Origin of the sequence: Gordonia sp. LUNF6, assembly GCF_047041125.1 — a bacterium.
Classification (GTDB): Bacteria; Actinomycetota; Actinomycetes; order Mycobacteriales; family Mycobacteriaceae; genus Gordonia; species Gordonia sihwensis.
This window is the reverse complement of record NZ_CP178181.1, coordinates 1,311,896-1,334,500: the sequence shown is the minus strand read 5'-3', so window position 1 is coordinate 1,334,500 and position 22,605 is coordinate 1,311,896. Positions and strand designations below refer to the sequence as shown.

General features: G+C 68.7%; 23 protein-coding genes. 8 read left to right on the top strand and 15 right to left on the bottom strand.

The window, feature by feature from the left end; all coding sequences use genetic code 11:
• The first annotated feature begins 24 nt into the window (after nt 1-24).
• The gene (locus ACK8HH_RS06280; protein WP_045538384.1) at nt 25-855 is read left to right on the top strand and encodes an SDR family NAD(P)-dependent oxidoreductase; all 831 of its coding nucleotides are present in this window, start codon (nt 25-27) and stop codon (nt 853-855) included.
• A 78-nt stretch (nt 856-933) separates the two neighbouring features.
• Here ACK8HH_RS06280 and ACK8HH_RS06275 read toward each other — a convergent pair whose 3' ends face one another.
• The gene (locus ACK8HH_RS06275; RefSeq protein ID WP_412475630.1) at nt 934-1,812 is read right to left on the bottom strand and encodes a glycine betaine ABC transporter substrate-binding protein; all 879 of its coding nucleotides are present in this window, start codon (nt 1,810-1,812) and stop codon (nt 934-936) included.
• A gap of 22 nt (nt 1,813-1,834) precedes the next feature.
• On the bottom strand, nt 1,835-2,452 hold the full coding sequence (locus ACK8HH_RS06270; protein ID WP_062367552.1) for a MarC family protein: 618 nt from the start codon (nt 2,450-2,452) through the stop codon (nt 1,835-1,837).
• 55 nt (nt 2,453-2,507) lie between these two features.
• Between ACK8HH_RS06270 and ACK8HH_RS06265 the strand changes: the two genes are divergently transcribed.
• Entirely contained in the window at nt 2,508-3,605 is a 1,098-nt protein-coding gene (locus ACK8HH_RS06265; RefSeq protein ID WP_039867437.1) for a magnesium and cobalt transport protein CorA, read from the top strand.
• A gap of 6 nt (nt 3,606-3,611) precedes the next feature.
• Here ACK8HH_RS06265 and ACK8HH_RS06260 read toward each other — a convergent pair whose 3' ends face one another.
• From ACK8HH_RS06260 to ACK8HH_RS06235, 6 genes are all read right to left on the bottom strand, one after another.
• Nucleotides 3,612-4,187 (bottom strand): suppressor of fused domain protein, encoded by a 576-nt coding sequence (locus ACK8HH_RS06260; protein ID WP_039867438.1) that lies wholly within the window; start codon nt 4,185-4,187, stop codon nt 3,612-3,614.
• Between the two features lie 63 nt (nt 4,188-4,250).
• Nucleotides 4,251-5,420 (bottom strand): ABC transporter ATP-binding protein, encoded by a 1,170-nt coding sequence (locus ACK8HH_RS06255; RefSeq protein WP_006896441.1) that lies wholly within the window; start codon nt 5,418-5,420, stop codon nt 4,251-4,253.
• A gap of 3 nt (nt 5,421-5,423) precedes the next feature.
• Nucleotides 5,424-6,254: a carbohydrate ABC transporter permease gene (locus ACK8HH_RS06250; protein WP_062367551.1), complete on the bottom strand. Its 831-nt coding sequence runs from the start codon at nt 6,252-6,254 to the stop codon at nt 5,424-5,426.
• Between the two features lie 6 nt (nt 6,255-6,260).
• Nucleotides 6,261-7,472 (bottom strand): carbohydrate ABC transporter permease, encoded by a 1,212-nt coding sequence (locus tag ACK8HH_RS06245; RefSeq protein WP_412475629.1) that lies wholly within the window; start codon nt 7,470-7,472, stop codon nt 6,261-6,263.
• On the bottom strand, nt 7,469-8,926 hold the full coding sequence (locus ACK8HH_RS06240; protein WP_051999639.1) for an extracellular solute-binding protein: 1,458 nt from the start codon (nt 8,924-8,926) through the stop codon (nt 7,469-7,471). The genes ACK8HH_RS06245 and ACK8HH_RS06240 overlap by 4 nt, the downstream gene beginning before the upstream one ends.
• A 137-nt stretch (nt 8,927-9,063) precedes the next feature.
• Nucleotides 9,064-9,540 carry a general stress protein gene (locus ACK8HH_RS06235; RefSeq protein WP_039867440.1) on the bottom strand — a complete coding sequence of 159 codons (477 nt, stop codon included), beginning with the start codon at nt 9,538-9,540 and terminating at the stop codon, nt 9,064-9,066.
• 37 nt (nt 9,541-9,577) lie between these two features.
• On the opposite strand from ACK8HH_RS06235, the gene ACK8HH_RS06230 reads away from it, so the two are divergent.
• The 4 genes from ACK8HH_RS06230 (at nt 9,578) to ACK8HH_RS06215 (ending at nt 13,807) form a co-directional block, all read left to right on the top strand.
• Nucleotides 9,578-10,858, top strand: coding sequence for a magnesium transporter MgtE N-terminal domain-containing protein (locus tag ACK8HH_RS06230; protein ID WP_006896446.1), 1,281 nt, complete (start codon nt 9,578-9,580; stop codon nt 10,856-10,858).
• The gene (locus ACK8HH_RS06225; RefSeq protein ID WP_006896447.1) at nt 10,855-11,364 is read left to right on the top strand and encodes a DUF1003 domain-containing protein; all 510 of its coding nucleotides are present in this window, start codon (nt 10,855-10,857) and stop codon (nt 11,362-11,364) included. Before ACK8HH_RS06230 ends, ACK8HH_RS06225 begins: the two co-directional genes overlap by 4 nt.
• A 118-nt stretch (nt 11,365-11,482) precedes the next feature.
• A complete protein-coding gene (locus tag ACK8HH_RS06220; RefSeq protein WP_412475628.1) occupies nt 11,483-12,622 on the top strand; it encodes a lytic transglycosylase domain-containing protein in 1,140 nt (379 codons plus the stop codon).
• A 42-nt stretch (nt 12,623-12,664) separates the two neighbouring features.
• Nucleotides 12,665-13,807, top strand: a complete 1,143-nt coding sequence (locus tag ACK8HH_RS06215) for an Mrp/NBP35 family ATP-binding protein (protein ID WP_006896449.1) — start codon at nt 12,665-12,667, stop codon at nt 13,805-13,807.
• Between the two features lie 24 nt (nt 13,808-13,831).
• Here the strand turns inward: ACK8HH_RS06215 and tatB are convergent, their stop codons facing one another.
• The 4 genes from tatB to sigE form a co-directional block, all read right to left on the bottom strand.
• A complete protein-coding gene (tatB, locus tag ACK8HH_RS06210) occupies nt 13,832-14,260 on the bottom strand; it encodes a Sec-independent protein translocase protein TatB (RefSeq protein ID WP_375002288.1) in 429 nt (142 codons plus the stop codon).
• 41 nt (nt 14,261-14,301) lie between these two features.
• Nucleotides 14,302-15,759 carry a S1C family serine protease gene (locus ACK8HH_RS06205; RefSeq protein ID WP_082781301.1) on the bottom strand — a complete coding sequence of 486 codons (1,458 nt, stop codon included), beginning with the start codon at nt 15,757-15,759 and terminating at the stop codon, nt 14,302-14,304.
• A 3-nt stretch (nt 15,760-15,762) separates the two neighbouring features.
• Nucleotides 15,763-16,140, bottom strand: coding sequence for a zf-HC2 domain-containing protein (locus tag ACK8HH_RS06200; RefSeq protein WP_006896452.1), 378 nt, complete (start codon nt 16,138-16,140; stop codon nt 15,763-15,765).
• A gap of 79 nt (nt 16,141-16,219) precedes the next feature.
• Nucleotides 16,220-16,843: an RNA polymerase sigma factor SigE gene (sigE, locus tag ACK8HH_RS06195; protein ID WP_006896453.1), complete on the bottom strand. Its 624-nt coding sequence runs from the start codon at nt 16,841-16,843 to the stop codon at nt 16,220-16,222.
• A 220-nt stretch (nt 16,844-17,063) separates the two neighbouring features.
• Here sigE and ACK8HH_RS06190 point away from each other — a divergent pair, with 220 nt between their 5' ends.
• Nucleotides 17,064-17,705 (top strand): O-methyltransferase, encoded by a 642-nt coding sequence (locus tag ACK8HH_RS06190; RefSeq protein ID WP_006896454.1) that lies wholly within the window; start codon nt 17,064-17,066, stop codon nt 17,703-17,705.
• A gap of 24 nt (nt 17,706-17,729) precedes the next feature.
• On the opposite strand, the gene ACK8HH_RS06185 is transcribed toward ACK8HH_RS06190, so the two are convergent.
• Genes ACK8HH_RS06185 through rfbD form a run of 3 tightly spaced genes read right to left on the bottom strand, consistent with a single transcriptional unit; the run spans nt 17,730 to nt 20,641 of the window.
• Nucleotides 17,730-18,803 (bottom strand): sugar phosphate nucleotidyltransferase, encoded by a 1,074-nt coding sequence (locus ACK8HH_RS06185; protein ID WP_006896455.1) that lies wholly within the window; start codon nt 18,801-18,803, stop codon nt 17,730-17,732.
• Between the two features lie 38 nt (nt 18,804-18,841).
• Nucleotides 18,842-19,723, bottom strand: a complete 882-nt coding sequence (locus ACK8HH_RS06180; RefSeq protein ID WP_006896456.1) for a glycosyltransferase family 2 protein — start codon at nt 19,721-19,723, stop codon at nt 18,842-18,844.
• A gap of 9 nt (nt 19,724-19,732) precedes the next feature.
• Nucleotides 19,733-20,641 carry a dTDP-4-dehydrorhamnose reductase gene (rfbD, locus tag ACK8HH_RS06175; protein ID WP_062367548.1) on the bottom strand — a complete coding sequence of 303 codons (909 nt, stop codon included), beginning with the start codon at nt 20,639-20,641 and terminating at the stop codon, nt 19,733-19,735.
• 168 nt (nt 20,642-20,809) lie between these two features.
• On the opposite strand from rfbD, the gene ACK8HH_RS06170 reads away from it, so the two are divergent.
• Complete coding sequence (locus ACK8HH_RS06170) at nt 20,810-22,570, top strand: LCP family protein (protein WP_006896458.1); 1,761 nt, start codon at nt 20,810-20,812, stop codon at nt 22,568-22,570.
• Nucleotides 22,571-22,605 lie beyond the last annotated feature (35 nt).

The following is a 22,605-nucleotide window of genomic DNA, read 5'->3' as shown; positions in this document are numbered from 1 at the left end:
ACTTCCCGACTTCAGGAGAGAACTATGAAGGATTTCAACAACAAGGTCATCGTCATCACCGGCGCCGGCTCCGGGATGGGCCGCGACCTGGCGGTCAAGCTCGCCAAGCGCGGTGCCAAGATCGCCATCTCCGATGTGAACCCGGACGGTCTCGCGGAGACCGAGCGGCTGGTCGCAGCGACCGGTGCGCAGGTGCACAGCCAGTTGCTCAACGTCGCCGAGCGAGAGGCCGTCCTCGCGTACGCCGACACCGTGGCCGGCCACTTCGGCACCGTCAACGCGATCTTCAACAACGCCGGCATCGCGCACCACGGTGAGGTCGAGACCATGGAGTTCAAGGACATCGAGCGTGTCATGGACATCGACTACTGGGGCGTCGTCAACGGCACCAAGGCGTTCCTGCCGTACCTGATCGCGTCGGGCGACGGCCACGTCGTCAACACCTCGTCGCTGTTCGGCCTGCTGGCCGAACCGGGTCAGGCCGCGTACAACTCCGCCAAGTTCGCCGTCCGCGGCTTCACCGAGGCGCTGAATCAGGAGATGATCATCGCGAAGCACCCGGTCAAGGTGACCTGCGTGCATCCGGGCGGAATCAAGACGGCGATCGCCCGCAATGCGACCACGTCGGGCGATCACGACCAGGCGAAGACCGCCGAGCTGTTCGACAAGTACCTGGCGAACACCAGCTCGGAGAAGGCCGCCGACATCATCATCAAGGCGGTCGAGCGCGACCGCGCACGCGTCCTCGTCGGCGCGGACGCGAAGGTTCTCGATCTGTGCGTCCGTCTGGTGGCCTCCGGCTACCAGGGCATCGGCGCCCGCGTCACCGGTTGGGCGCTCAAGCGCACCAAGTAGCCTCCCGGACCACGGACGGGGCCGCCGCGACGAGACGATCGTCGCGGCGGCCCCGTCTCGGTGTACGAGCCCGGCGGATCAGACGCCGTGCGTGCCGATCCATTCGTTCGCGACGGCCGCGGGGTCTGCGCCCCGCTCCACGCGCGCGGCGAGCTCGGCCAGATCCGCGGTGGTCAACTCACCGGCGACACGGCTGAGCGCCTTCATCTGCGGCTTGCCGATCAGGGATGCGCGGAATACGGGCACGAGATCCTGCGCCATCGGCCCGGATTCGGCCGACCGCAGGGCCGTCACGTCGTCGCGGCCGGCTAGCGCCGTCGCCGCCTCCAGCCCGGTCAGCGTTCCGAGCGCCTGCCCGCCGCGGACGCGGTCGGCCACCTGCTGCGGCGTCAGGCGCTCCGTGATCGCACCGAACCGGCAGACGCTGAACGCCTGCTTCTCCTCCGCGGTCAGCTCGCCGGTGCTCACCAACGGCAGTCCGGGCGGCACCGCCCCGCATTGCGCCAGGTCGGTGAGGTGATCGGCGTCGGAGACGGTCTGGGCGAGGATCAACTGCCTGCGGTCGTTCACCGCTGCCGGATCGCCGATCGTCACGCCCTGCGGCAGAGCGCGGTTCACCGCCTCCTCCACGTCTTCACTCGACACGGCGTCGGGCCCGGGCATCAACGCGGTCAGCAGATCGCCGGTGAACGCCGGGAACAGGTCCACATCGCCCTGCGCCGCCTCGTCGAGGAGCCGTCTGTCGGCCGACGCCCGGCCGCCGACGTCGACTCGGACGCCGGTGCGCGCGAGCGCTCCCGCGTAGATCTGCGCTGCCACCTGCATCTCGGGGGTGCCGTCGGTACCGACGCGCAGAGGTGCCGGTACATCGGATCCGCACGCCGTGATCAGGGTCGCAGCCGCGCCGATCGCGGCCGCGAGAGCGGCGGCGCGGCGGGAGAATCGTCGAGTAGACATCGCCGACCAGACTAATCGACGCTCACGCCGTGGCCGCGAAACCGATCACCGACGTCGCGATCAACTGGACCGCGATGGCCGCCAGAAGCAGACCGGCGATCTTGGCGAGCAGCGTGATGCCGCTGACCCGCAGCACCCTGATGATGCCGGTCGAGAAGAACAGCGCCAGCGCCACCACGGCATGGACGGTGAGAATGGCCGCGGCGATCGCCGTGTACCCGGGCACTTCTCCGTGTACCTGGCTGACGGCGACGATCACCGCGGCGATGGCTCCGGGGCCGGCGAGCATCGGTGTGCCGAGCGGTACCAGCGCCACGTTGACGTCGTCGGACACCTGTGCGGCGGTCGAACCGCCGAGTCCCATGAGCAGTTGCAGCGCGACCAACAACAGCAGCAGTCCACCCGCGCCCTGCAGCGCCGGTATGCCGATGTGCAGATAGGCCAGGATGGCGCGGCCGCCGACCGCGAACAGGCTGATGACGAGCAGCGACACCAGCGGTGCCTGCCAGGCGGCCTTACGCCGGTACTCGGCTGAGCGCCGGCCGACCAGGGACAGGAACACCGGAACCTGCCCGGGCGGGTCCATGATGACGAGCAGGGTGATCGCGGTCGTCGTGTACACGGAGACGTCGAATGGCACGGACTGAGTGTAAGCGGGCGGCCCGGCGGCTCGCTAAGGTCGACGTGTGCCGTCCATGCCGAGAATGCTGCAGCCGGGTAACCGCGGGCCGGGTAAGAACCCCGAGGTCGCAACGCCCCCGGTCCCCGTGGCTCGCGCGATCGTCGACTGCGGCGTCTACGTCGACGGCATCCGGCAGCCCACCCCGCCCGACATCCGCTCGGCTCTCGCATTCGTGCGGACCACCGGAAGCGGCTTCGTGTGGCTCGGTCTGCACGCACCGGACGAGCGGCAGATGAACGACGTCGCCGAGACCTTCGGGCTGCATCCGCTGATGGTCGAGGACGCCGTCCACGCCCACCAGCGTCCCAAGCTCGAGACCTACGACGACACTCTGTTCCTCGTTCTGCGGACCGTCAAGTACATCGACCACGACGACGACGAGGTCGCCAACGACATCGTCGAGACCGGCGAGATCATGGTGCTCGCCGGACGGGACTTCGTCATCACCGTCCGCCACGGGGAACACACACATCTCGCGGGCGTACGCGCGCGCCTCGAGCAGACACCCGAGCATCTGCGGCTCGGCCCCGCGACTGTCGTCCACGCGATCGCCGACCGGGTGGTCGACTCCTATCTGAGGGTCGTGCGCGAGATGGAGGCGGACGTCGACGGGCTCGAAGAGCGCGTCTTCGCGGCGTCGTCACGGGATCTCGACATCGACGTGGTCTACCTGTTCAAACGCGAGGTGCTGGAGCTGCGCCGCGCGGTCCAGCCGCTGGCGGTGCCGCTCTCACTGCTGTCGGGCAGCTCCGGCACACTCGAATCGGCGGCGCTCACCCCGCACGACACCGAGATCCAACGGCACTTCCGCGACGTCGCAGACCATCTGACCACGGCGAACGACCTGGTCGTCGAGTACGACGAGCGCCTGACGGCACTGCTGAACGCCGCCGCGACCAAGGTCAGCACCCAGATGAACACCGACATGCGGAAGATCTCGGCGTGGGCCGCCATCGCCGCGGTCCCCACCGCGGCGGCGGGGATCTACGGGATGAACTTCGACTTCATGCCCGAACTCCACTACCGGTACAGCTACCCGCTGCTGCTGCTCACTCTGTTCGCGGTGTGCTTCACCCTGTGGCGGATCTTTCACCGCTCCCACTGGCTGTGAGCGACGCTACGGCGACACCGCGGCCCGGCCGGGGTCGGTCACATCCGTGCCGGCCTCAGCCCACGCCGCGCGCAGCTCATCGGCGCCCTTGAGCCGCACCCATGCCGCTTCGTTCGCGGTGATCGGCACCGCACGCAGGAAACGCACCGGATCGGCGGGGTCGTCGAGCGGCAGATCGGCGAACCGGTCGTCGCCGGTGAGGAGGAAGGCCGAGCAGATCGCCCCGGCCCACAGCGGCTCCTGCAGGTCGATCAGCGAGTCCTCCGCCAGGATCAGCCCTTCGACGGCGGGCGCCGCGGCGAGCATGGCCAGCGACTTGTGCAGTCCTTGCAGCGGCATGCTCGCGCGCAGGGTCACCGTCACCTCGGCTCGCGGTCCGCGGACCGGGTCGGGAGCGAAGTCGGCCGGATCGTGCATCGGGTGGCGTGCGCACCCCACCGTCACGTAGACCACTCGGTCGCCGTCGGCGAACCGCAGCACGTCGATCGGTTCGACGCCGAGAAAGGTGACCGACGCCCGCTGCGGCTCGCTGCCGACGGCGGCGGACACGTGGGCGATCACCCGATCGCTGACAGAACTCACCCCACCAGTTAAACACCGGTGGGGTGAGTCGGATCGGTGCGGGGCCGTGCCCGGCGCACGGCCTCAGCGCAGGCTGACGCCGCTCGCGGTGTCGAAGACGTGCATCCGTGCCGGGTTCAGCGCCAGGGTGAGCGTCTCGCCCCTGCGGGCCTGGGTGTAGGGCGACAGCCGGGCCACCTTCTGCCCGCCCGCGGTGGTGGAACCGAGGTCCTCTGCCAGCTTCGAGAGCACCTGCGTCGCCGAGTCGGGCGCCTGCCAGCCGAAGTACACGTACTTGTCCGACCCCATCGACTCCACGAGGTCGACCGTGATCGGAAAGCTGAGGAAGCCGGCCAACTCGGCCTCGTGCGTCAGCGCCGCGTCCACCAGGTGCTCCGGCCGGATGCCCAGCAGCACCTCGCCGTTGCTGTCGGCCTGGCGCGCACGGCCGGCGATCTCGTTGTAGTCGGGGAACTCGATGTGGCCGATGGCGGTGTCCGCGCCGGTCGCGGTCAGCCTGCCCGGGAGGAAGTTCATGGCCGGCGAGCCGATGAATCCGGCCACGAACAGGTTGGCCGGGCGGTCGTAGAGCTCCTGCGGCGCGCCGACCTGCTGGACGTAGCCCGCGCGCATCACCACGACGCGGTCGCCGAGCGTCATGGCCTCGGTCTGGTCGTGGGTCACGTACACGGTCGTCGTCCCCAACCGGGCCTGCAGCGAGGCGATCTCGGTACGCATCTGGACACGCAGCTTCGCGTCGAGGTTCGACAGCGGCTCGTCCATCAGGAACGCATTGGGCGTGCGGACGATGGCCCGACCCATCGCGACGCGCTGACGCTGACCGCCCGACAGGTTGGCGGGCTTACGGTCGAGGTACTCGGTGAGGTCGAGCATCGCGGCGGCCTCGTCGACGCGGCGGGCGATCTCGGCCTTGTCCATCTTCGCGAGGCTGAGCGGGAAGGCGATGTTCTGCCGCACCGACATGTGCGGGTACAGCGCGTAGCTCTGGAAGACCATCGCGATGTCCCGGTCCTTCGGGGCCACCTCGTTCATCCGCTTGCCGCCGATACGCAGCTCACCGGACGTGATGTCCTCGAGACCGGCGATCATGTTCAGCGTCGTCGACTTGCCGCAGCCCGACGGTCCCACCAGGATGACGAACTCGCCTTCGGCGATGTTCAGGTTCACCCCGTGCACGGCGATCGAGCCGTCCGGGTACTGCTTGGAGACGTTCTCCAGAACGATGTCGGCCATGGGTTATCCCTTCACCGCGCCGGAGGTGAGGCCGGCGACGATACGACGTTGGAAGAAGAGCACGAAGATGATGATCGGAATGGTGATGACGACGGCCGCTGCGGCGATGGCCCCGGTGGGCTCCTCGAACTGACTGCTGCCCGTGAACTGAGAGATCGCGACGGGCGCCGTCTCCGCGTTCTCGGTGGAGGTCAGCGACAACGCCAGAAGCAGGTCGTTCCACGCGAAGATGAAGACCAGGATCGCGGCGGTCACCACGCCCGGCGCCGCCAGCGGGACGATCACGCGGCGGAACGCCTGAGCCGGCGTGGCTCCGTCCATCTGCGCGGCCTTCTCCAGGTCCCATGGGATCTCCCGGAAGAACGCCGAGAGGGTGTAGATCGCCAGCGGCAGCGCGAAGGCCACGTAGGGCAGGATCAGACCGAGCCACGTGTCGAACAGGCCGAGCCGGCGTTCGATGTTGAACAGCGGCGTCACCAGTGAGATCTGCGGGAACATCGCGATCAGCAGGGCCGCTCCGATGAGCAGCTTCTTCCCGCGGAACTCGAGCCGCGCGACCGCGTAGGCGGCCATGGTTCCCAGCAGCACGGCGATCACCGTGGTGATCAGGCCGATGCCGATCGAGTTGATCAGCGCCGACGTGAACAGGCTGGTGTCGAAGATTCCCTTGTAGTTGTCGAAGGTCCACTGCTTCGGGATGAAGCTGCCGTCGGTCACACTGCCGGTCGGCTTGAACGACAGGCTGATGATCCACCACAGCGGGATGATCGCGTAGAGGACCACCAGAACATTGGCGACGCTCCAGCCGACTTTACGGCGAATGCTCGCATCCATCGGTGGTCACCTCCCCTCGTCGTCGGAGCCGGGGGCGGCGGTGCCGAACCCCTTGATGAACACGAAAGCGATGATGGCGACGCACAGGAAGATCAGGATGCTGATCGCCGAGCCGACACCGAGATTGAAGGCCTTGAAGAGGTTGTCGTAGCCGAGCATCGACACCGACCCTGTGCCGTTGGAGCCGGCCGTCAGGACGTAGATGTTGTCGAAGATGCGGAACGCGTCCAGCGTGCGGAAGAGCAGCGCGACGAGGATCGCCGGCTTCATCAGCGGCAGGATGATGCGGAAGAGCCGGGTCCACGCGCCCGCGCCGTCGAGTTGGGCGGCCTTGAGGAGGTCGTCCGGCACCAACGCCAGCCCGGCGAGCAGCAACAGCGCCATGAACGGCGTCGTCTTCCACACCTCGGCCAGGATGATGATGAACAGCGACGGCCACTGCTGGGTGAGCGGCGCGGAGCCGTCCGGGAGCAGGTTGGCCAGGTAGCCGGTGCCCGGCGTCCACGCGTAGTACCAGGAGAACGCCGCGGCGACCGTCACGATGCCGTACGGGATGAGGACCACGGTGCGGACCACGCCCCGGCCGAACAGGGTCCGGTGCATGACGAGGGCGATCGCCATGCCCAGCACCAGTTCGATCAGCACCGACACCAGGGTGATGAACACGGTCACGCCCAGCGCCGACCACCAGTAGCCGTCCGAGAGGACGGTGCCGTAGTTCGACAGGCCGATGAACTTCTGCTCGTCCGGCGCGGTCAGCGTCGCCTTGTTGAGCGAGAGCCAGAAGGCGTAGACGATCGGGTAACCGGTCACCAGCGCCATGACGATCGCCGCGGGTGCGATGAGCCAGTACGCCAGACGTCGCTCCGACGACTTGCGTCCAGTCGCCTTCGGCGCCAGGGGCGCCGGCTGCGCCGGAGTGGGACCGGTGTCGAGGATCTCAGACATCGAACCTCCGTTCATTCCAGGCCCGGCGGGAGTCGCTCCGGCGGCAGCCGCGGCCATCGCGGTCTCGGGCACGGCCTGCGGCATCGGTGGGTGCGGCGGTGGCGGGGCGGGTTCATCGGGTCGGGGTGCCGCGGCCTCCGGCGGCACCCATACGTCGGAGTGCACCGGCTCGGCGCCGTCGCGGGAGTGCTGACCGTGCCCGTCCCCCGAGACGCCTTCCCCGTCACGGGGTTCCGGCGACCGCTGGTCATCGTGCTTGTCGTCGCTCACGGGATGATCCCCTCGCCGTCGATGGCCTTCTGGACCTGCTCGGTGAGCTTGTCGACCATCTGTGCGGGATCCCAGGCGCCCACCGGCGCGAGGGTGGCGGTCACGAGCGTCGAGATCGCCTGGTATTGCGGCGACGCCGGCCGCGGCGCCGAGTGCTCGGATTCGAGCTGGGTGCGGATCACGTCGCCCATCGGATACGCGAGCTTGAAGTCCTTATCGTCGTAGATCGACGCGATGGTCGGCGGCGTTCCACCCGATATCGCGTACACCTTCTGCGCCTTCTCGCTGGTCATGCACTTCGCCGCCTCGAAGGCGAGCTCCGGCTGCCGGGAAGTGGATGCGACGGCCACGTTCAGCCCGCCGGGCGTCGACTTCGCGGTCTTGCCGGGGAAGACACCCGGGTAGAGCGCGAAGTCGAAGTGCTTACGCATCTTGGCGTTGATCGGAGCGAGCTGCGCGTCTGTCGGCGGATTGTCCTCGTCGGTGAGCAGAGTCTTGTACGGCGAGAGAACGTCCTGGAGGAAGGCGACGTCGCCGGTCGCACCGTTGGTGCGCGCCGAAGCCCACACGAACGGCCAGTTGATCTCGAACGCCGCCTTGCCCGTCTCCATCCCGAGCCGGGCGGTGCCCTCGTCGGACTGGGTGATCGACGGGTCGTGCCCCGGCGCCGTGGCCACCGCCTTCATCACCTCGAGCGCCTTCAGCGTCGCCGCCCGGTGCTCCGGGGTGTCGCTGAGGGTCACCTTGGACGCGTCGTTCGGATCGAGCACCGAACCACCGGCGCTGGCGAGCAGCGAGTTGAACCAGACCATCAGGCCCTCGTACTGCTTGGCCTGGACCATGATCCAGCTCGGTCCGCCGGCCTTCTTGATGGCCTGCGTATCGCTGAGCATCTCATCCCAGGTCGCCGGCGCCCGCCGGCTGCCGAGCGTGTCCTTCATCAGGTCGGGCCGGTACCAGAGCAACTGGGTGTTGGTCCAGATCGGCATCGCGTACATGCGTTTGGCCGCGTCGTCGGGCCGCTGCCACATCGCTGTGGCCACCGGGCCGCCGAGATTGGTCTTCTCGATCTCGGCCGCGGTGTCGTCCGGGACCGGCACGAGCCAGCCGGCGTTCGCGAACTCCGCGGTCCACACGACGTCCATGCCCATCAGATCCAGGGTGTGGTCGTTTCCGGCCAGCCGCCTGGCCAACTGCAGTCGCTGATCGTCGGCGCTCTTGGGCAGGACGTTGGCCTGCAGCTTGTAGCGCCCGCCCGACTCCTCGGTACAGGTCTGCGCGAACTGCTTGATGTAATCGAAGCCGTCGGCCGGCGCATAGATGTTCAGAACACCCTGCTCGTAGCCCGTGGAGCAACCGGCCAGCATCGGCGCGGCGACCGCCGCCGCCACCGCCACTGCCGACAGCCGCCTGGCCAGAGATCGTCCCCTCGGCGCGGATCTACCCTTGCTCATCTCGCTGCCAGCCTCCTGCCTGTCGGCCTCGTCTAAGAATCAGCTGTGAAAGCTGATGCGGGCCTTAGGTTATCCCACGACAGGTGACATAGCGCACACGATGGCACATCGGCGCGCCCGAGACGGCGGAGGAGCGGTCAGAGAGCCAGTTTGGCGAGCATGTCGCGCGCCTGTTCCGCGGTGCGCGGATCGCACAGCACGTCGTACCGTCCGGCGACCAGTTGCATGGTGGAGGTGAAGTCACGCTGGCCGCGGGTGGCCGCGTACGGGATGGCGGCGCTGATCAGCCCGAACACCATGCCGGCGAGCACGCCGAAGAGGATCGGCGTCCACGACGTCCCGACCACCAGTGAGACGAGTGCGCCGAAGAACAGGCCCAGCCAGGCGCCGGACCCGATGCCTCCCGCGATCACCTTGCCCCAGGTGAGTCGTCCGAGGACTTTCTCGACCTGCATCAGGTCGACGCCGACGATCGTCAGATTGTCGACCTGGAATTCGTTGTCGGACAAGTAGTCCACCGCGCGCTGGGCCTGCGCGTAGGTGTCGTAGGACCCTACCGGCCAGCCCTTCGGCGGCGTCGGCAATCCCGGCATCGGTCGCATTGGGTTCGTCACTTCGGCTCCTGAGCTCGGCTCACTTTAGGCTTGACGTATGACGCCCGCCCTCAAGGTCTTCGTCGCCAGACTAGTCGGCCTCGCCGTTCTCGGCCCTGATGGTGAATCAATCGGTCGGGTCCGGGACGTCGTGATCTCCATGCACATGCCGGGCAAACAGCCGCGCGCGCTCGGGCTCGCCGTCGAACTCACCACGCGCAGACGCATTTTCGTGCCGATGCTGCGTGTGACGAGCATCGAGCCCGACGCCGTCACCCTGACCACCGGACATGTGAATCTGCGACGCTTGCGGGTGCGCCCGAACGAGGCGTTGGCGGTGGGTCAGATCCTCGACACCCGGGTCCGCACCGACGATCCGGACTACCCCGAACTGCACGATGTGGACCTGACGGTGGTGGATCTGGCGATCGAGCAGAACCGCAGCCGCGACTGGATGGTCAGCCGCGTGGCGCTGCGCACCACCCGCAAGGGCCTGCGCAGGCGCGGCGAGACGATCGTCGTGCAGTGGCGCCACGTCCGCGGCATGAACCGTCTCGAACTCTCTCGCCCGGGACAGGGCGTGGAGATGGCCCTGGCGCAGTTCGAGGACATGCGCGCGCCCGACGTCGCCAACGCGCTTCGCGAACTGCCGGTGAAACGGCGCGACGAGATCGCCGCGGCGCTCGACAACGAGCGTCTCGCGGACGTGCTGCAGGAGATGCCCACCGACGATCAGACCGCGATCCTCGGCAGCATGGAGCCCGACCGCGCCGCCGACGTCCTCGAAGCGATGGACCCCGACGACGTCGCCGACCTGATGGGTGAACTGCCCCAGGCCGAGGCCGAGGCGTTCCTGTCCCGGATGGACCCGGAGGACTCCGAATCCGTCCGGCGGCTGCTGCTGCACTCCCCCGACACCGCCGGCGGCGTCATGACGCCGGAACCCCTGATCGTCACCGCGAACGCGACGGTGTCCGAGGCGCTGGCCCGGGTGCGCGACCCGGACGTGAACTCGGCGGCCGCGAGCATGGTCTTCGTCGTCCGCCCGCCGACCAACACCCCCACCGGGAAGTTCCTCGGCGCGGTGCACACGCAGGCACTGCTCCGAGAGCCGCCGGCCAATCTGGTGGGCGGCATCCTCGACAAGGAGATGCCGCGACTGCTCCCCGACGACTCACTGGAGAAGATGACCCGGTTCTTCGCCACCTACAATCTGGTCTGCGCACCGGTGATCGACGAAGCCGATCACCTCCTCGGCGCCGTCGTCGTCGACGACCTCCTCGATGCCCTGCTCCCGCGCGACTGGCGCGAGACCGACCCCGAAGGGACCGCTCCATGAGTCCTTCCGGACGCCATCTCGACACTCCGAGCCCTCGTCGCAGCCGGTTCAACGTCAATCTCGACTCCGACGTGGTGGGCGTGTACTCCGAGCGGATCGCCCGCTTCCTCGGCACCGGCCGGTACCTGCTGATCCAGACCGTGATCGTGGTGATCTGGGTGCTTCTCAACGTGGGCCTGTTCGCCTTCGAATGGGATCCGTACCCGTTCATCCTCCTCAATCTGGCCTTCTCCACTCAGGCCGCGTACGCCGCGCCGCTGATCCTGCTGGCACAGAACCGCCAGGAGAACCGGGACCGTGTCTCGCTCGAGGAGGACCGCGCCCGCGCCGCCCAGACCAAGGACGACACCGAGTTCCTGGCCCGTGAACTCGCCGCCGTGCGGCTCGCGGTCGGCGATACCGTCACCCGCGACTATCTGCGCCGCGAACTCGACGATCTGGTCGACGAACTGGTGGAACGGATTTCGGCACGCGCGGGCAAGGGTGAAGAACCGGATCCGACATGACCGGAGGAAACGCTGCATGTATGCTGGCTCACAGTCGTCGGGGGGATGATCGCAGACTCCCCCTGATTCGACGTGAACGACACGCCGAATGCAGTGAGAGTCGATGAGGACCAATGGGATGACTTTCTGGCGCAGCCGCCCGAACCGGATTCACGTGCCGCGCCGCGGCCTGGCGGTCGGGACCACCGCCGCCGCACTCGGCGCGCTGGTGCTCGGCGGAACGGTGTCGAGTGTCGCGGCCGATCCGGTGTCCTCGGTCCAACCGGGACCCTCGATCGATCTCGCGGGTGCCCAGAGCGCCGTGGCCGCCCGCGCGGTCGCGGAGACCGTGCCCTCCGGCAGCAGCCAACTCGTCGGATTCGCTCCCCCGGCCGACCCCACGGCCGCCGGCGGCGGCGACCCGCAGTTCCGGCTCGCCGCCGACCTTCCCGCAGGTCCCCTCGGCATTCCCGGGATGGTCCTCAAGGCGTACAAGCTCGCCGCCACCCGGGTGGCCGCCGAGTCGCCGCAGTGCAAGCTGCCCTGGTTCCTTCTCGCCGGCATCGGACGCATCGAATCCGGCCACGCGGGCAACGGGAACGTCGACGCGTACGGCAACACCCTGACCAAGATCCGCGGCCCGGTACTCGACGGCTCGCTCGCCGGAAACGCCGTCATCCACGACTCCGACGGCGGCAGGCTCGACGGCGACGGCGGGCACGACCGCGCGATGGGTCCGATGCAGTTCATCCCGAGCACGTGGGCGGCCTGGGGCGCCGACGCCAACGGCGACGGCAAGGCCGACCCGGACAACATCTTCGACGCCACCTATTCGGCCGGACGCTACCTGTGCGCCGGTTTCACCGACATCATGGCCGGCCAGAACAAGGTGAACGCGGTCCTGCGCTACAACCACTCGATGGCCTACGTGAACAACGTGCTCGCATGGGCGGCCGCGTACTCGACCGGCGTGATGCCGACCACGCCCATCCCGGAGATGTCGGCGACTCCGGACGACAAGGACAAAGACAAGAAGGACAAGGACCGCGACAAGAAGAACGGGGACCGCGACAAGAAGCCCGGCGAGTCCACCCGGCCGTCCACCCCGAAATCGTCCACGCCGCCGAGTAAGCCGTCACCGAGCAAGCCTCCGCACGCCTGCCTCGGCATCATCTGCCTGCCGCCCGGCATCGGTCCGGCCCCGGCGCCCGCCCCCAAGCCCTCGCCCAAGAAGCCGGCGCCGGCTCCCGCCGGCCCGGCGAAGACCGCCGACCGCTGAGGCGAGAAGCCGAGTCCGTCTCGGCAGCGATATGGTTGAGGTGTGACCACCCCCGCCACACCCACTGAGTCCGCCGTCCGTTCCGCACTGAGCAAAGTGATGGACCCGGAGATCGGCAAGCCGATCACCGACCTCGGCATGGTCAAGTCCGTCGCGGTCGCCGCCGACGGCAGTGTCGACGTCGGGGTGTACCTGACCACGGCGGGCTGCCCGATGCGCACCAAGATCTCCGACAACGTCGAGACGGCCGTCGCCGATGTGCCCGGTGTGGGCGCCGTGCGCGTCGAACTGGACGTGATGGACGACGAACAGCGCACCGAACTCCGCAAGAAGCTGCGCGGCGACCGTGCCGAGCCGGAGATCCCGTTCGCCAAGCCGGGCAATCTCACCAGGGTGTACGCGATCGCCTCCGGCAAGGGCGGTGTGGGCAAGTCGAGTGTCACCGTGAACCTGGCGACCGCACTCGCCGACCGCGGTCTGTCCGTCGGCGTCCTGGACGCCGACATCTACGGTCACAGTGTTCCGCGCATGCTCGGCAGCGACGCGAAGCCCACCCAGGTGGAGTCGATGATCATGCCGCCGCAGAGTCACGGCGTGAAGTTCATCTCGATCGGCCAGTTCACCGACGGCAACACGCCGGTCACGTGGCGCGGCCCCATGCTCCACCGGGCGCTGCAGCAGTTCCTCGCCGACGTCTACTGGGGCGATCTGGACGTGCTGCTCCTGGATCTGCCGCCGGGCACGGGCGACGTCGCGATCTCGATCGCCCAGCTCATTCCGGGTGCGGAGATCCTGGTGGTGACCACCCCGCAGCAGGCCGCCGCAGAGGTCGCCGAACGCGCGGGCGCGATCGCCCTGCAGACTCGGCAGAAGATCCTCGGCGTGGTCGAGAACATGTCCTGGATGCAGCTCCCGGACGGCACGCGGATAGAGCCCTTCGGCTCGGGCGGCGGCCAGTTGGTGGCGCAGCGGCTCACCCGTGCCGTGGGATCTCCCGTAGAACTGCTCGGGCAGGTCCCGCTGGAACAGGAACTCCGCGAAGGCGGCGACGTGGGCACTCCTGTGGTGCTCTCGGCACCCGAATCCGCCTCCGGCTCGGCGCTGCGCGCCATCGCCGACAAGCTGGCCGTCCGCCGGCGCGGGCTCGCCGGCATGAGCCTCGGAATCGACACCACCCGGCACTGACCCGCCGGGACCCGACCGGTCCGGCTAGGTCGCGTCCCAGTCGGTCACGTCGTACTTGCGGGCAGGAGGTGCGGGCGGCTGCGGCGATTCGCGCGACACCTGCCGCTCCCCGTCCGGCTTCGCCGGCGGCCGACTCACGTCGAGGGTCTCACGCACCGACTTGCCCAGATCGTCGATCGTCGACGAGTCACCGTCGAAGATGTGCTTGGTGACGATGCTCTTCGGGCTCATCTGGCGGAGTTCGTTGAGCTGAGTGAGCGGCTCACGGAGCTGATCGAAATCGGGCCCGAGTTCGTCACGCAGCTGCGAACTCGCCCCCGTCGCATAGTCGCGCACCTTGCGTACCGCGCCCATCGCCCAGCTGACCGCGCCCGGCAGACGTTCGGGGCCGAGGATGATGAGCGCTGCGGCCAACAGAATGAGGAGTTCACCCCAACCGACACTGCTGAACATGATTCCTCGCCGCTCTCTGGACTGGTCCGACGCTTCCGGCGCTAATCGCTGACCGGGGTGAGCTCGCCGTCGAAGTATCGACCGTCGCGCCAATACGTGAACTTCACCTGCTCACCGATTTTCGACGTCCGCACCGCGACGGTCAACTCGTCCGCGCTCTCGATCGGGCGCCCGTTGAACTTGGTGATCACGTCGCCCTCGCGCAGACCGGCCTGGGCCGCCGGACTGCCCCCGGCGACGTCCTTGATCTGCGCACCGAAGATGCGGTCGTTTCGAACGGTGGCGGCGGTGATGCCGACCGACGGGTGCTTCACCTTTCCGTCCGCGATCAGGGTGTTCGCGATCGGGATGACCTCGTTGATCGGAATCGCGAAGCCGAGACCGATGGACCCGCCGCCGGTCATCGCGCCGGCCGTGTTGACGCCGATCACCTGGCCGTCGTCGTTGAGCAGGGGCCCGCCCGAGTTGCCCGGGTTGATGGCCGCATCGGTCTGGATGGCGTTGATCACAGCGTCGGTATCGGAGTCGGCGTCCGGCCTCAGCGGCACCGGCCGATCGAGTGCGCTGATGATGCCGCTGGTGACCGTCTTGTCCAGCCCGAGCGGCGAACCGAAGGCGATCACCTCCTGACCGATCTGAAGGTCGGCGGAGTCGCCGAGCTTGGAGACCGTCAGATTGGCGACGTCGTCCACTTTGATGACGGCCAGATCGGTCTTCACGTCGCGTCCGACGAGCCGCGCGGGCACGCGCTGACGATCGGAGAAGACGACTTCGAGCTTGGCTTTGGAGTCGTTGGCGGCCTTGGAGATCACGTGGTTGTTCGTGACGATGTACCCGGCCTTGTCGACGATGAATCCCGAACCCGAGCCGCCGTCGACCGCGGTGCGGACCTCGATGGTGACCACCGATCGCTGAACGGCCTTGGCGACCCGCTCCACATCGGTGCCGCCGGTCGCGGAGTCGGGGCTGTCGCCCTCGAGGTGAACGGTGTCGGCGTGCAGCGGCGTGACGACCTCTGCGGTCCATCGTCCGACGAGCCCGCCGAAGAGTCCGACGAGGAGTGCGAGCAGTCCGAGAGTCGCCAGAGCCCACCAGTGCACCCGGCCGCCGAACAGCAGCTCGCGTATCCCCAGTAGCGGCCCCTTCTCCCTCGGCGACGACTCCGGGTCGACGCCGACAGCCGGTGCGGACAGGTGCGCGGCGCTGTCGGGATCACGCCACGGATCCGGTTCCGGCACGTCGTCCGTGGCGGGCTGGGCGTACGGGTCGCGCTGCAGCGTCTGGGTCTCGCCCTCCGGCCGGCCGAAGGCCTCCGCGAGGACCGGATCGGGCGGTGCGATCGTGGGCTGCGGGCGCTCCGCCGGTGATGCCTCGGGAGCGAACGAGCCGTCGACACCCTCCGGCCTGCCGAAGGTGGCGGCGAGGTCGGACGCCGGTTCGTTCGCGGGCAGCACCGGATCGGTCGGCCGGTCGTCGGACGAAGCAGAGCTGTCGGTCACGAGTCAGCGGCCCCAGCGGTTGGTGCGCCGATCCCTGCGGAAGTCGATCTCCTGAGTCGGGATCTGGCTGAGCTGCGCGCGGAGCGAGTCGGGCACGCTGAGGTCGGTCTGGCAGGTCTGCAGCATCGACCGCGCACGCGCCTGTGCGGCGACCTCGCGCGAGCAGTCGGGGCAGAGCGCCAGGTGAGCGTCGGCGCGCGCCGACGCCTGACGGGTGAGTTCGTCGTCGACGTAGGCGACGACCGCCTCGGGATTCAGATGCTCGGTGGACGCGAATCCGGTCGGGCGCCGGTATTCGGGGTTCGGTGCGATCGACGTCGGAAACGGCGACCACCGACTCCCGCGTGAACGTCCTGTCTGGCCCAGACCCACCGGCGTCACCCCTCTCCTCAGATGCACTCGAACTCGATTCAGAGCCACGGTCCAGCGTAGCCGACAGAACCGGAGAGGGTCGCGGAGGTCACTCTGCGGCCGCGACCGAGCGGCTGTCGGTGTGGCCGCGAGCCGCCAGGTACTGGCGGATGCCCTGGCGTCCGCGGTGGATCCGGCTGCGGACGGTGCCCATCTTGACCCCGAGCGTGGCGCCGACCTCCTCGTACGAGAGTCCCTCGATGTCGCAGAGGACCACGGCGGCGCGGAACTCCGGCGCCAGCGAGTCGAGGGCCGCCTGCAGATCGGGATCGAGGTTGGCGTCGGCGAAGGCCTGCTGCGGGTCCGGGGTGTCGGTGGGGATCCGGTCGTAGTCCTGCTCCAGCGCCTCCATGCGGATCTTGGCGCGGCGTCGGACCATGTCGAGGAACAGATTCGTCGTGATGCGGTGCAGCCAGCCCTCGAAGGTGCCGGGCTTGTAGTTGGTCAGCGACCGGAACACCCGGATGAAGGTCTCCTGGGTGAGGTCCTCGGCGTCGTGCTGATTTCCGGAGAGGCGGTACGCCAGCCGGTACACCCGGTCCGCGTGCTCTGACACCAACTCGTCCCACGAGGGCATCAGATCTCGATCGCCGGTCGCGTCGAAGCCCGCGGTTCCGCGGAACGCTCCGGTGGTGGTGTCGGGGTCTGCTTTGCCGATCATCGGGACGGTCATCGTGTAGGTGCCAGTTCCTTTCCTCGCTCCGGGCCTGTCAGGGCTATTCTCCCCGATCAACGCGCCCGGCGCGATCGATATTCCGGACCATTGCGCTCTACCCTGTCGCACCTGAATGTGGTGCCCCTATTACTGTCCTGAGGGTTTGATAAGGAAGACCGGGCCCGCAGACGGCGTGCCCGCAACCGCAGGTCAACGACCGTATGGCACCCTCGATGTCATGAGTGACACAGCGGCCGCGGCCGCAAGCCTGAGCGAGTACGCCGAAGCCGCGATCATCGAGGACGAGGCCCTGATCGAAGCCCGCATGCGCGCCGAGGAGCTCGGCGCCACGGCGATCTCCCCCGCCACCGGAGCGCTGCTGTCGCTGCTGGCCCGGGTCGCCGGGTCGACGCACGTGGTCGAGATCGGCACCGGAGTCGGCGTCAGCGGGCTCTGGCTGCTGGCGGGCATGCCCGAGAATGGCGTCCTGACCACGATCGATCCCGAGCCCGAGCATCACCGGGCCGCCCGCGAGACCTTCGCCGACGCGCACATCGGTCCCGGCCGCACCCGGCTCATCAACGGCGCGCCGACCGACGTGCTCACCCGGCTCGCCGACGAGACATACGATCTCGTCTTCGTCGACGGAGCACCGCTGAGCTATCCCCTGTTCGTCACCGAGGCGATCCGCATTCTCCGGCCGGGCGGACTGGTCGTCGTGAACAACGCCTCGGCCGACGGCACGATCGCCGACCGTGAGGCCGACGATCCGCGGACCCTGGCCGCGCGCGAGGCGGCGTCGATCATCGCCGAGGACGACCGGCTGCTGCCCGCTGTGATTCCGGTGGGAACGGGTCTGCTCGCTGCCGCCAAGGCCTGAGCGGCCGGCCGATCGCGCTCGGGATCACACGTCGGTCGAGAACCGGATTCCGCTCTCGGGGATCTGCACTCCCGGCCATACGCGCGCGCCGCGCAGCAGCTCGCATCGGGCACCGACCTGTGCACCGTCGCCGATGACGGTGTCGCGCACCAGCGCATGCGCGCCGACGGTGGCGCCGAACCCGACGATGCTGCGCTCGACCACCGCTCCTGCCTCCACCGACGCGCCGTCGAAGATCACCGCGCCGTCCAGCCGTGCCCCCGACCCGACCCGCGCGCCGCGGCCGACGACGGTGCCGCCGATCAGCACGGCGTCGGACGCCACGTCGGCGCCGTCGAGCGAGAGCGACTCCCCGCAGGGCTTCGCCAGCGCGGGCGACGGCGCGATGCCGCGGACCAGGTCCGCCGAACCGCGGACGAAGTCCTCGGGAGTCCCCATGTCGCGCCAGTAGGCGTCGTCGACGTGCGCCTGAATGTGCCGTCCCTGCGCGAGCAGCGACGGGAACACCTCGCGCTCCACCGACACCGGCCGACCGGCCGGGATCTCGCCGATCACCTTGCGGTCGAAGACGTAGGTGCCCGCGTTGATCTGATTGGTCGGCGGATCCTGAGTCTTCTCCAGGAACGCCGTGACCCGCCCGTCGGCGTCGGTCGGCACGCAGCCGAAGGCGCGCGGATCACCGACCCGGACCAGGTGCAGGGTCACTTCGGCACCCGAGCGCTCGTGCGTCGACAGCACGTCGCGGATGTCGGTGCCGCCGAGGACGTCGCCGTTGAACACGAGCACCGTGTCGGCGGTCAGCTCGTCGTAGACGTTGCGGATGCCGCCGCCGGTGCCCAGCGGTTCGCTCTCCGTGACGTAGGTCAGATTCAGGCCCAGATCGGAACCGTCGCCGTAGTGGTCGGAGAAGACGTGCGCCTGGTAGGAGGTGCCGAGGACCACGTCGGTGATCCCCGCCTCCCGGATCCGCGACAGCAGGTGAGTCAGAAACGGGGTCCCCGCAGTCGGGAGCATCGGCTTGGGCGCCGACAGGGTCAGCGGCCGCAGCCGCGTGCCCTTTCCTCCGACGAGGATCAGTGCCTGAACTGATGAGGTCACAGAGTTTCCTTCCTTGTCCACACTCGTGTCGCGGCTGTTCACGCGGGCCCTCCCGTACGGCGCTGTTCACGCAGGGCCGCGGCGACAGCGATCTTCGATCGCACCGCCAGCCCGGCCCGCAACGCCAGGCGGATCGGCGCGCGCAACGGGCCGGGATTCCGGTCGGCGGTGAAACGATAGGCGCTCGCATGATGAGCCGGAATCATCTTCTCCGGATGTCTGCTGACCGAATGGCTCTTCGCGTGCATCACCGACACCGACGGCACGAAGACGTTGAGCCACCCCGACCGGCCCAGCCGGTCGCCGAGGTCGACGTCCTCCATGAACATGAAGTAGCGCGAGTCGAAGCCGCCGATGGCGTCGAAGGCCGCGCGCCGCAGGAGCAGACACGAGCCCGAGAGCCAGCCGACCGGCCGTTCGGTGAGGTCGGCGTCGTCGTTGCGGTACGCAGCCGTCCAGGGGTTCGACTTCCAGACCGTGCCGAGCACCGCGTGGCCGGTGCCCGAGATCAGATCGGGGACGCGGCGCGCGGACGGGTACACGGTGCCGTCGGGCTCGGTGATCAGCGGCCCCAGACTCGCGGCCCGCGGCCAGCGGCGCGCCGCCTCGAGCAGTCCGTCGATCGCGCCCTCCGACCATTCGACGTCGGGGTTGGCCACCACCACGAACTCGATGTCCTCGTCTATCTGCGCGACTCCCCGGTTCACGGCGCCGCCGTAGCCGATGTTTCCGCCGGTGTGCACCAGGGTGACGTTGTCGTGGTCGGCCGCCGCCTGTTCCGGTGCGCCGTCGGTGGACCCGTTGTCGGCGATGATCACTTCGGGCGTCTCACGCGATGCGCGCGTCAGCGTGCGAAGGAAGTTGTGGAGGTAGTCGCCCGAGGAATAGGTCACGGTCACGACGGCGAAGCTGGCAGTCACGCGCTCAGACTAACCGAGCGTCCGGGTGCGGACCGCGATCGCATCGTGCAGGGCGAGCGTCCAGTTCCGCAGCGGTGTGAGACCCGCGGCAGCCCAACTCGCGCCGGAGAGCACCGAGTACGCGGGCCGCGGCGCGGGGCGCGGGAACTCCGCGGTGGTGCACGCCTGGACCCGGGCCGGGTCGGCACCGAGCTCGACGAACACGGCGCGGGCCAGATCGCACCAACTGGCCGTTCCGGCGTTGGTGGCGTGCAGAGTCGCGCCGTCGCGCAGATTCGGCCCGTCGCACCGTTCGGCGAGTTCCCACAGGCCGGCCGCGAGATCGCGCGCGTAGGTGGGCGATCCCACCTGATCGTCTACCACCCGCAGAGTATCGCGCTCGGCCTCCAGTCGGGCCATCGTCGCGACGAAGTCGCTGTCCGCGGACCCGCCGGTGAACACCCACGCGGTGCGCACGACGATCGTCCGCGGATCGGCCTCGCGCGCGGCGCGTTCGCCGGCGAGCTTGGTGGCGCCGTACACCGTCGGCGGCTCACCGGAGACGTCACCGGGTTCGAAGGGTCGCGGTGCGTCGCCGGAGCCCGCGTCGTCGCGGGCGAAGACGTAGTCGGTGGACAGATGGATGAGTCGCGCCCCCGACGCGCCGGTGACGGCCGCCAGATGGGCCGGACCGAGTGCGTTCACCGCGTGCGCCGCCTCGCGGTCGGTCTCGGCGGCGTCCACGGCGGTGTACGCCGCGGTGTTGATCACCACATCGCCGCGCGCAAGGCCACCGAACGCGTCGCGAACCGATCGCTCGTCGCGCACATCGACATCGGACGAGGTCAGCATGACCGCTTCCCGGCCGCCGCGCGTCGACGCGAGCGCCGATCCCACCTGGCCGGAGGCGCCGACGATGTACACCCGATTCGAACCCATGAGTGACCATCCTGGTGCATCCGGACCTCCGCCGGGAGCTCACGGTCGCGGGCAGTGCTGCAGATCACCGGGCCCGGCACCGGCTGCGCCTCCCCGGCAACGGCTCTCCCGATCAGTATTCTTGCGGAAGACCAGCAGCCGAGACGACCGGAAGGGACATCGCGACAGGTGGAGTCACGACGCGACGGCTCGGCAGAGCCCGAGGACACCGACGCCGACGCCGTTTCCGGCGGCCGTGCCGGGGAGCCCTCGACGCGGCGGTCCGTGCCGACGCGCACGGGTGCGGGCACCCGGTCCCGCCGGACCTCCGAGGAGATCCACACGCGGCCCCGCCGACGCCCCCGCAGCACCGACCCCCGCAGCAAGACGGACCGGGGCGCGCGCCACGGCGCCCGGACACGCACGCGGCCCTCCGGTCCACCGCCGGGCAGCTTCCGCGCCGCCCTCAAACTCTGGACGACCCGCCCGATCGCCGGGATCGCACCGAAGAACATCGGCCGGGCACTGATCGCCCTCGTCACCGTGATGACACTGGTCGTCACGGGGCTGGGCTGGGCGAAAGTGCGCAGCCTCAACGGGGCCGTCACGCTGCTGGGAGACCTCGGCCTCGGCGGCGGTGACGACGGCGCCATCGACATCCTCCTCGTCGGCACCGACTCCCGAGTGGATGCGAAGGGCAACCCGCTCTCGGAGCAGGAGCTCAAATGGCTGCGGGTGGGCGGCGACGTCAGCACCAGCACCGACACCATCGTCCTGGTGCGCATCCCGACCGACGGGTCCAAGGCCACCGCCATCTCGATCCCCCGCGATGCGTACGTCGACGTCCCCGGGATCGGCATGAGCAAGATCAACGCCGCCTACGGCGCCACCAAGGAGGGCGTCCGCGAGCGCGAGGTGGAGCAGGGCACCAGCGAGGAGCAGGCGGAGAAGGACGGGACCAAGGCCGGGCGCAAGGCCCTGATCGATTCCGTCGCGAATCTGACCGGCATCACCGTCGACCACTACGCGGAGGTGGGACTGCTGGGATTCGCGCTGCTCACCGATGCCGTCGGCGGAGTGGACGTGTGTCTCAAGAATGCGGTCGACGAGCCCTTCTCGGGCGCCAAGTTCCGCGCCGGCCGGCAGACGCTGAACGGTCCGAAGGCGCTCAGCTTCGTCCGGCAGCGCCACGATCTTCCTCGCGGCGACTTGGACCGGATCACGCGACAGCAGGTGTACATGGCTTCGCTGGCGCAGAAGATCCTCTCGACGCAGACACTGACCAACGCGGGCAAGCTCCAGGAGTTGCAGGATGCCGTGTCGCGCTCGGTGATGATCGACGACGGCTGGGACGTCCTCTCGTTCGCAGAGAATCTGAAGGACCTCACCGGCGGCAACGTGAAGTTCACGACGATCCCGATCGAAGACGATCAGGCCTGGAGCGATGACGGGACGCAGAGCGTGCTGAAGGTCGACCCGCAGGCGGTCCACGCCTTCGTCGACCGGCAGCTCGGCCGCACATCGAAGGCCGGATCGGAGAATCCCCGCTCGGACTACACCGTCGACGTGGTGAACGCGGGCACCGTGGACGGTCTGGCGTCCAACCTGATGCGGCTGCTGAGCGGCCTCGGCTACCAGCAGGGCGCCACGTCGAGCAAACCGATGAACGAATTCGATTCGCTGATCTTCGCCGATTCGAAGGACAACGAGGGCGCCAAGCAACTGGTGAAGGACCTCAAGGCGGGCCCCATCGAGATCCGCGAGGACTCGTCGCTCCCCGAGGACAAGCTCCGGCTGGTGCTGACGAACACCTACAACTACGGTCTCGGTGCGGTCTCCGACACCGGCGGCGACAGCGGTTCGGACTCGGGGTCGTCGGCGGCGCCGTCGTCCAAGCGCCCGTCCCCGGTCATCAAGGCCGACGGCGACGGACCGGTCTGCGTCAACTAGCTCCGGCGGTCGCCGGAGCCGGACACGATAAGCGA

What these genes read in the sequence shown, in the direction of transcription:
- sigE (WP_006896453.1), bottom strand. Translation starts at nt 16,843, where the DNA reads ATGACCGTCCCGATGATCGGCAAAGCAGACCCCGACACCACCACCGGA.
- ACK8HH_RS06250 (WP_062367551.1), bottom strand. Translation starts at nt 6,254, where the DNA reads ATGGATGCGAGCATTCGCCGTAAAGTCGGCTGGAGCGTCGCCAATGTT.
- ACK8HH_RS06275 (WP_412475630.1), bottom strand. Translation starts at nt 1,812, where the DNA reads ATGTCTACTCGACGATTCTCCCGCCGCGCCGCCGCTCTCGCGGCCGCG.
- ACK8HH_RS06240 (WP_051999639.1), bottom strand. Translation starts at nt 8,926, where the DNA reads ATGAGCAAGGGTAGATCCGCGCCGAGGGGACGATCTCTGGCCAGGCGG.
- ACK8HH_RS06230 (WP_006896446.1), top strand. Translation starts at nt 9,578, where the DNA reads ATGACGCCCGCCCTCAAGGTCTTCGTCGCCAGACTAGTCGGCCTCGCC.
- tatB (WP_375002288.1), bottom strand. Translation starts at nt 14,260, where the DNA reads ATGTTCAGCAGTGTCGGTTGGGGTGAACTCCTCATTCTGTTGGCCGCA.
- ACK8HH_RS06190 (WP_006896454.1), top strand. Translation starts at nt 17,064, where the DNA reads ATGAGTGACACAGCGGCCGCGGCCGCAAGCCTGAGCGAGTACGCCGAA.
- ACK8HH_RS06280 (WP_045538384.1), top strand. Translation starts at nt 25, where the DNA reads ATGAAGGATTTCAACAACAAGGTCATCGTCATCACCGGCGCCGGCTCC.
- ACK8HH_RS06265 (WP_039867437.1), top strand. Translation starts at nt 2,508, where the DNA reads ATGCCGAGAATGCTGCAGCCGGGTAACCGCGGGCCGGGTAAGAACCCC.
- rfbD (WP_062367548.1), bottom strand. Translation starts at nt 20,641, where the DNA reads ATGGGTTCGAATCGGGTGTACATCGTCGGCGCCTCCGGCCAGGTGGGA.
- ACK8HH_RS06255 (WP_006896441.1), bottom strand. Translation starts at nt 5,420, where the DNA reads ATGGCCGACATCGTTCTGGAGAACGTCTCCAAGCAGTACCCGGACGGC.
- ACK8HH_RS06225 (WP_006896447.1), top strand. Translation starts at nt 10,855, where the DNA reads ATGAGTCCTTCCGGACGCCATCTCGACACTCCGAGCCCTCGTCGCAGC.
- ACK8HH_RS06220 (WP_412475628.1), top strand. Translation starts at nt 11,483, where the DNA reads ATGACTTTCTGGCGCAGCCGCCCGAACCGGATTCACGTGCCGCGCCGC.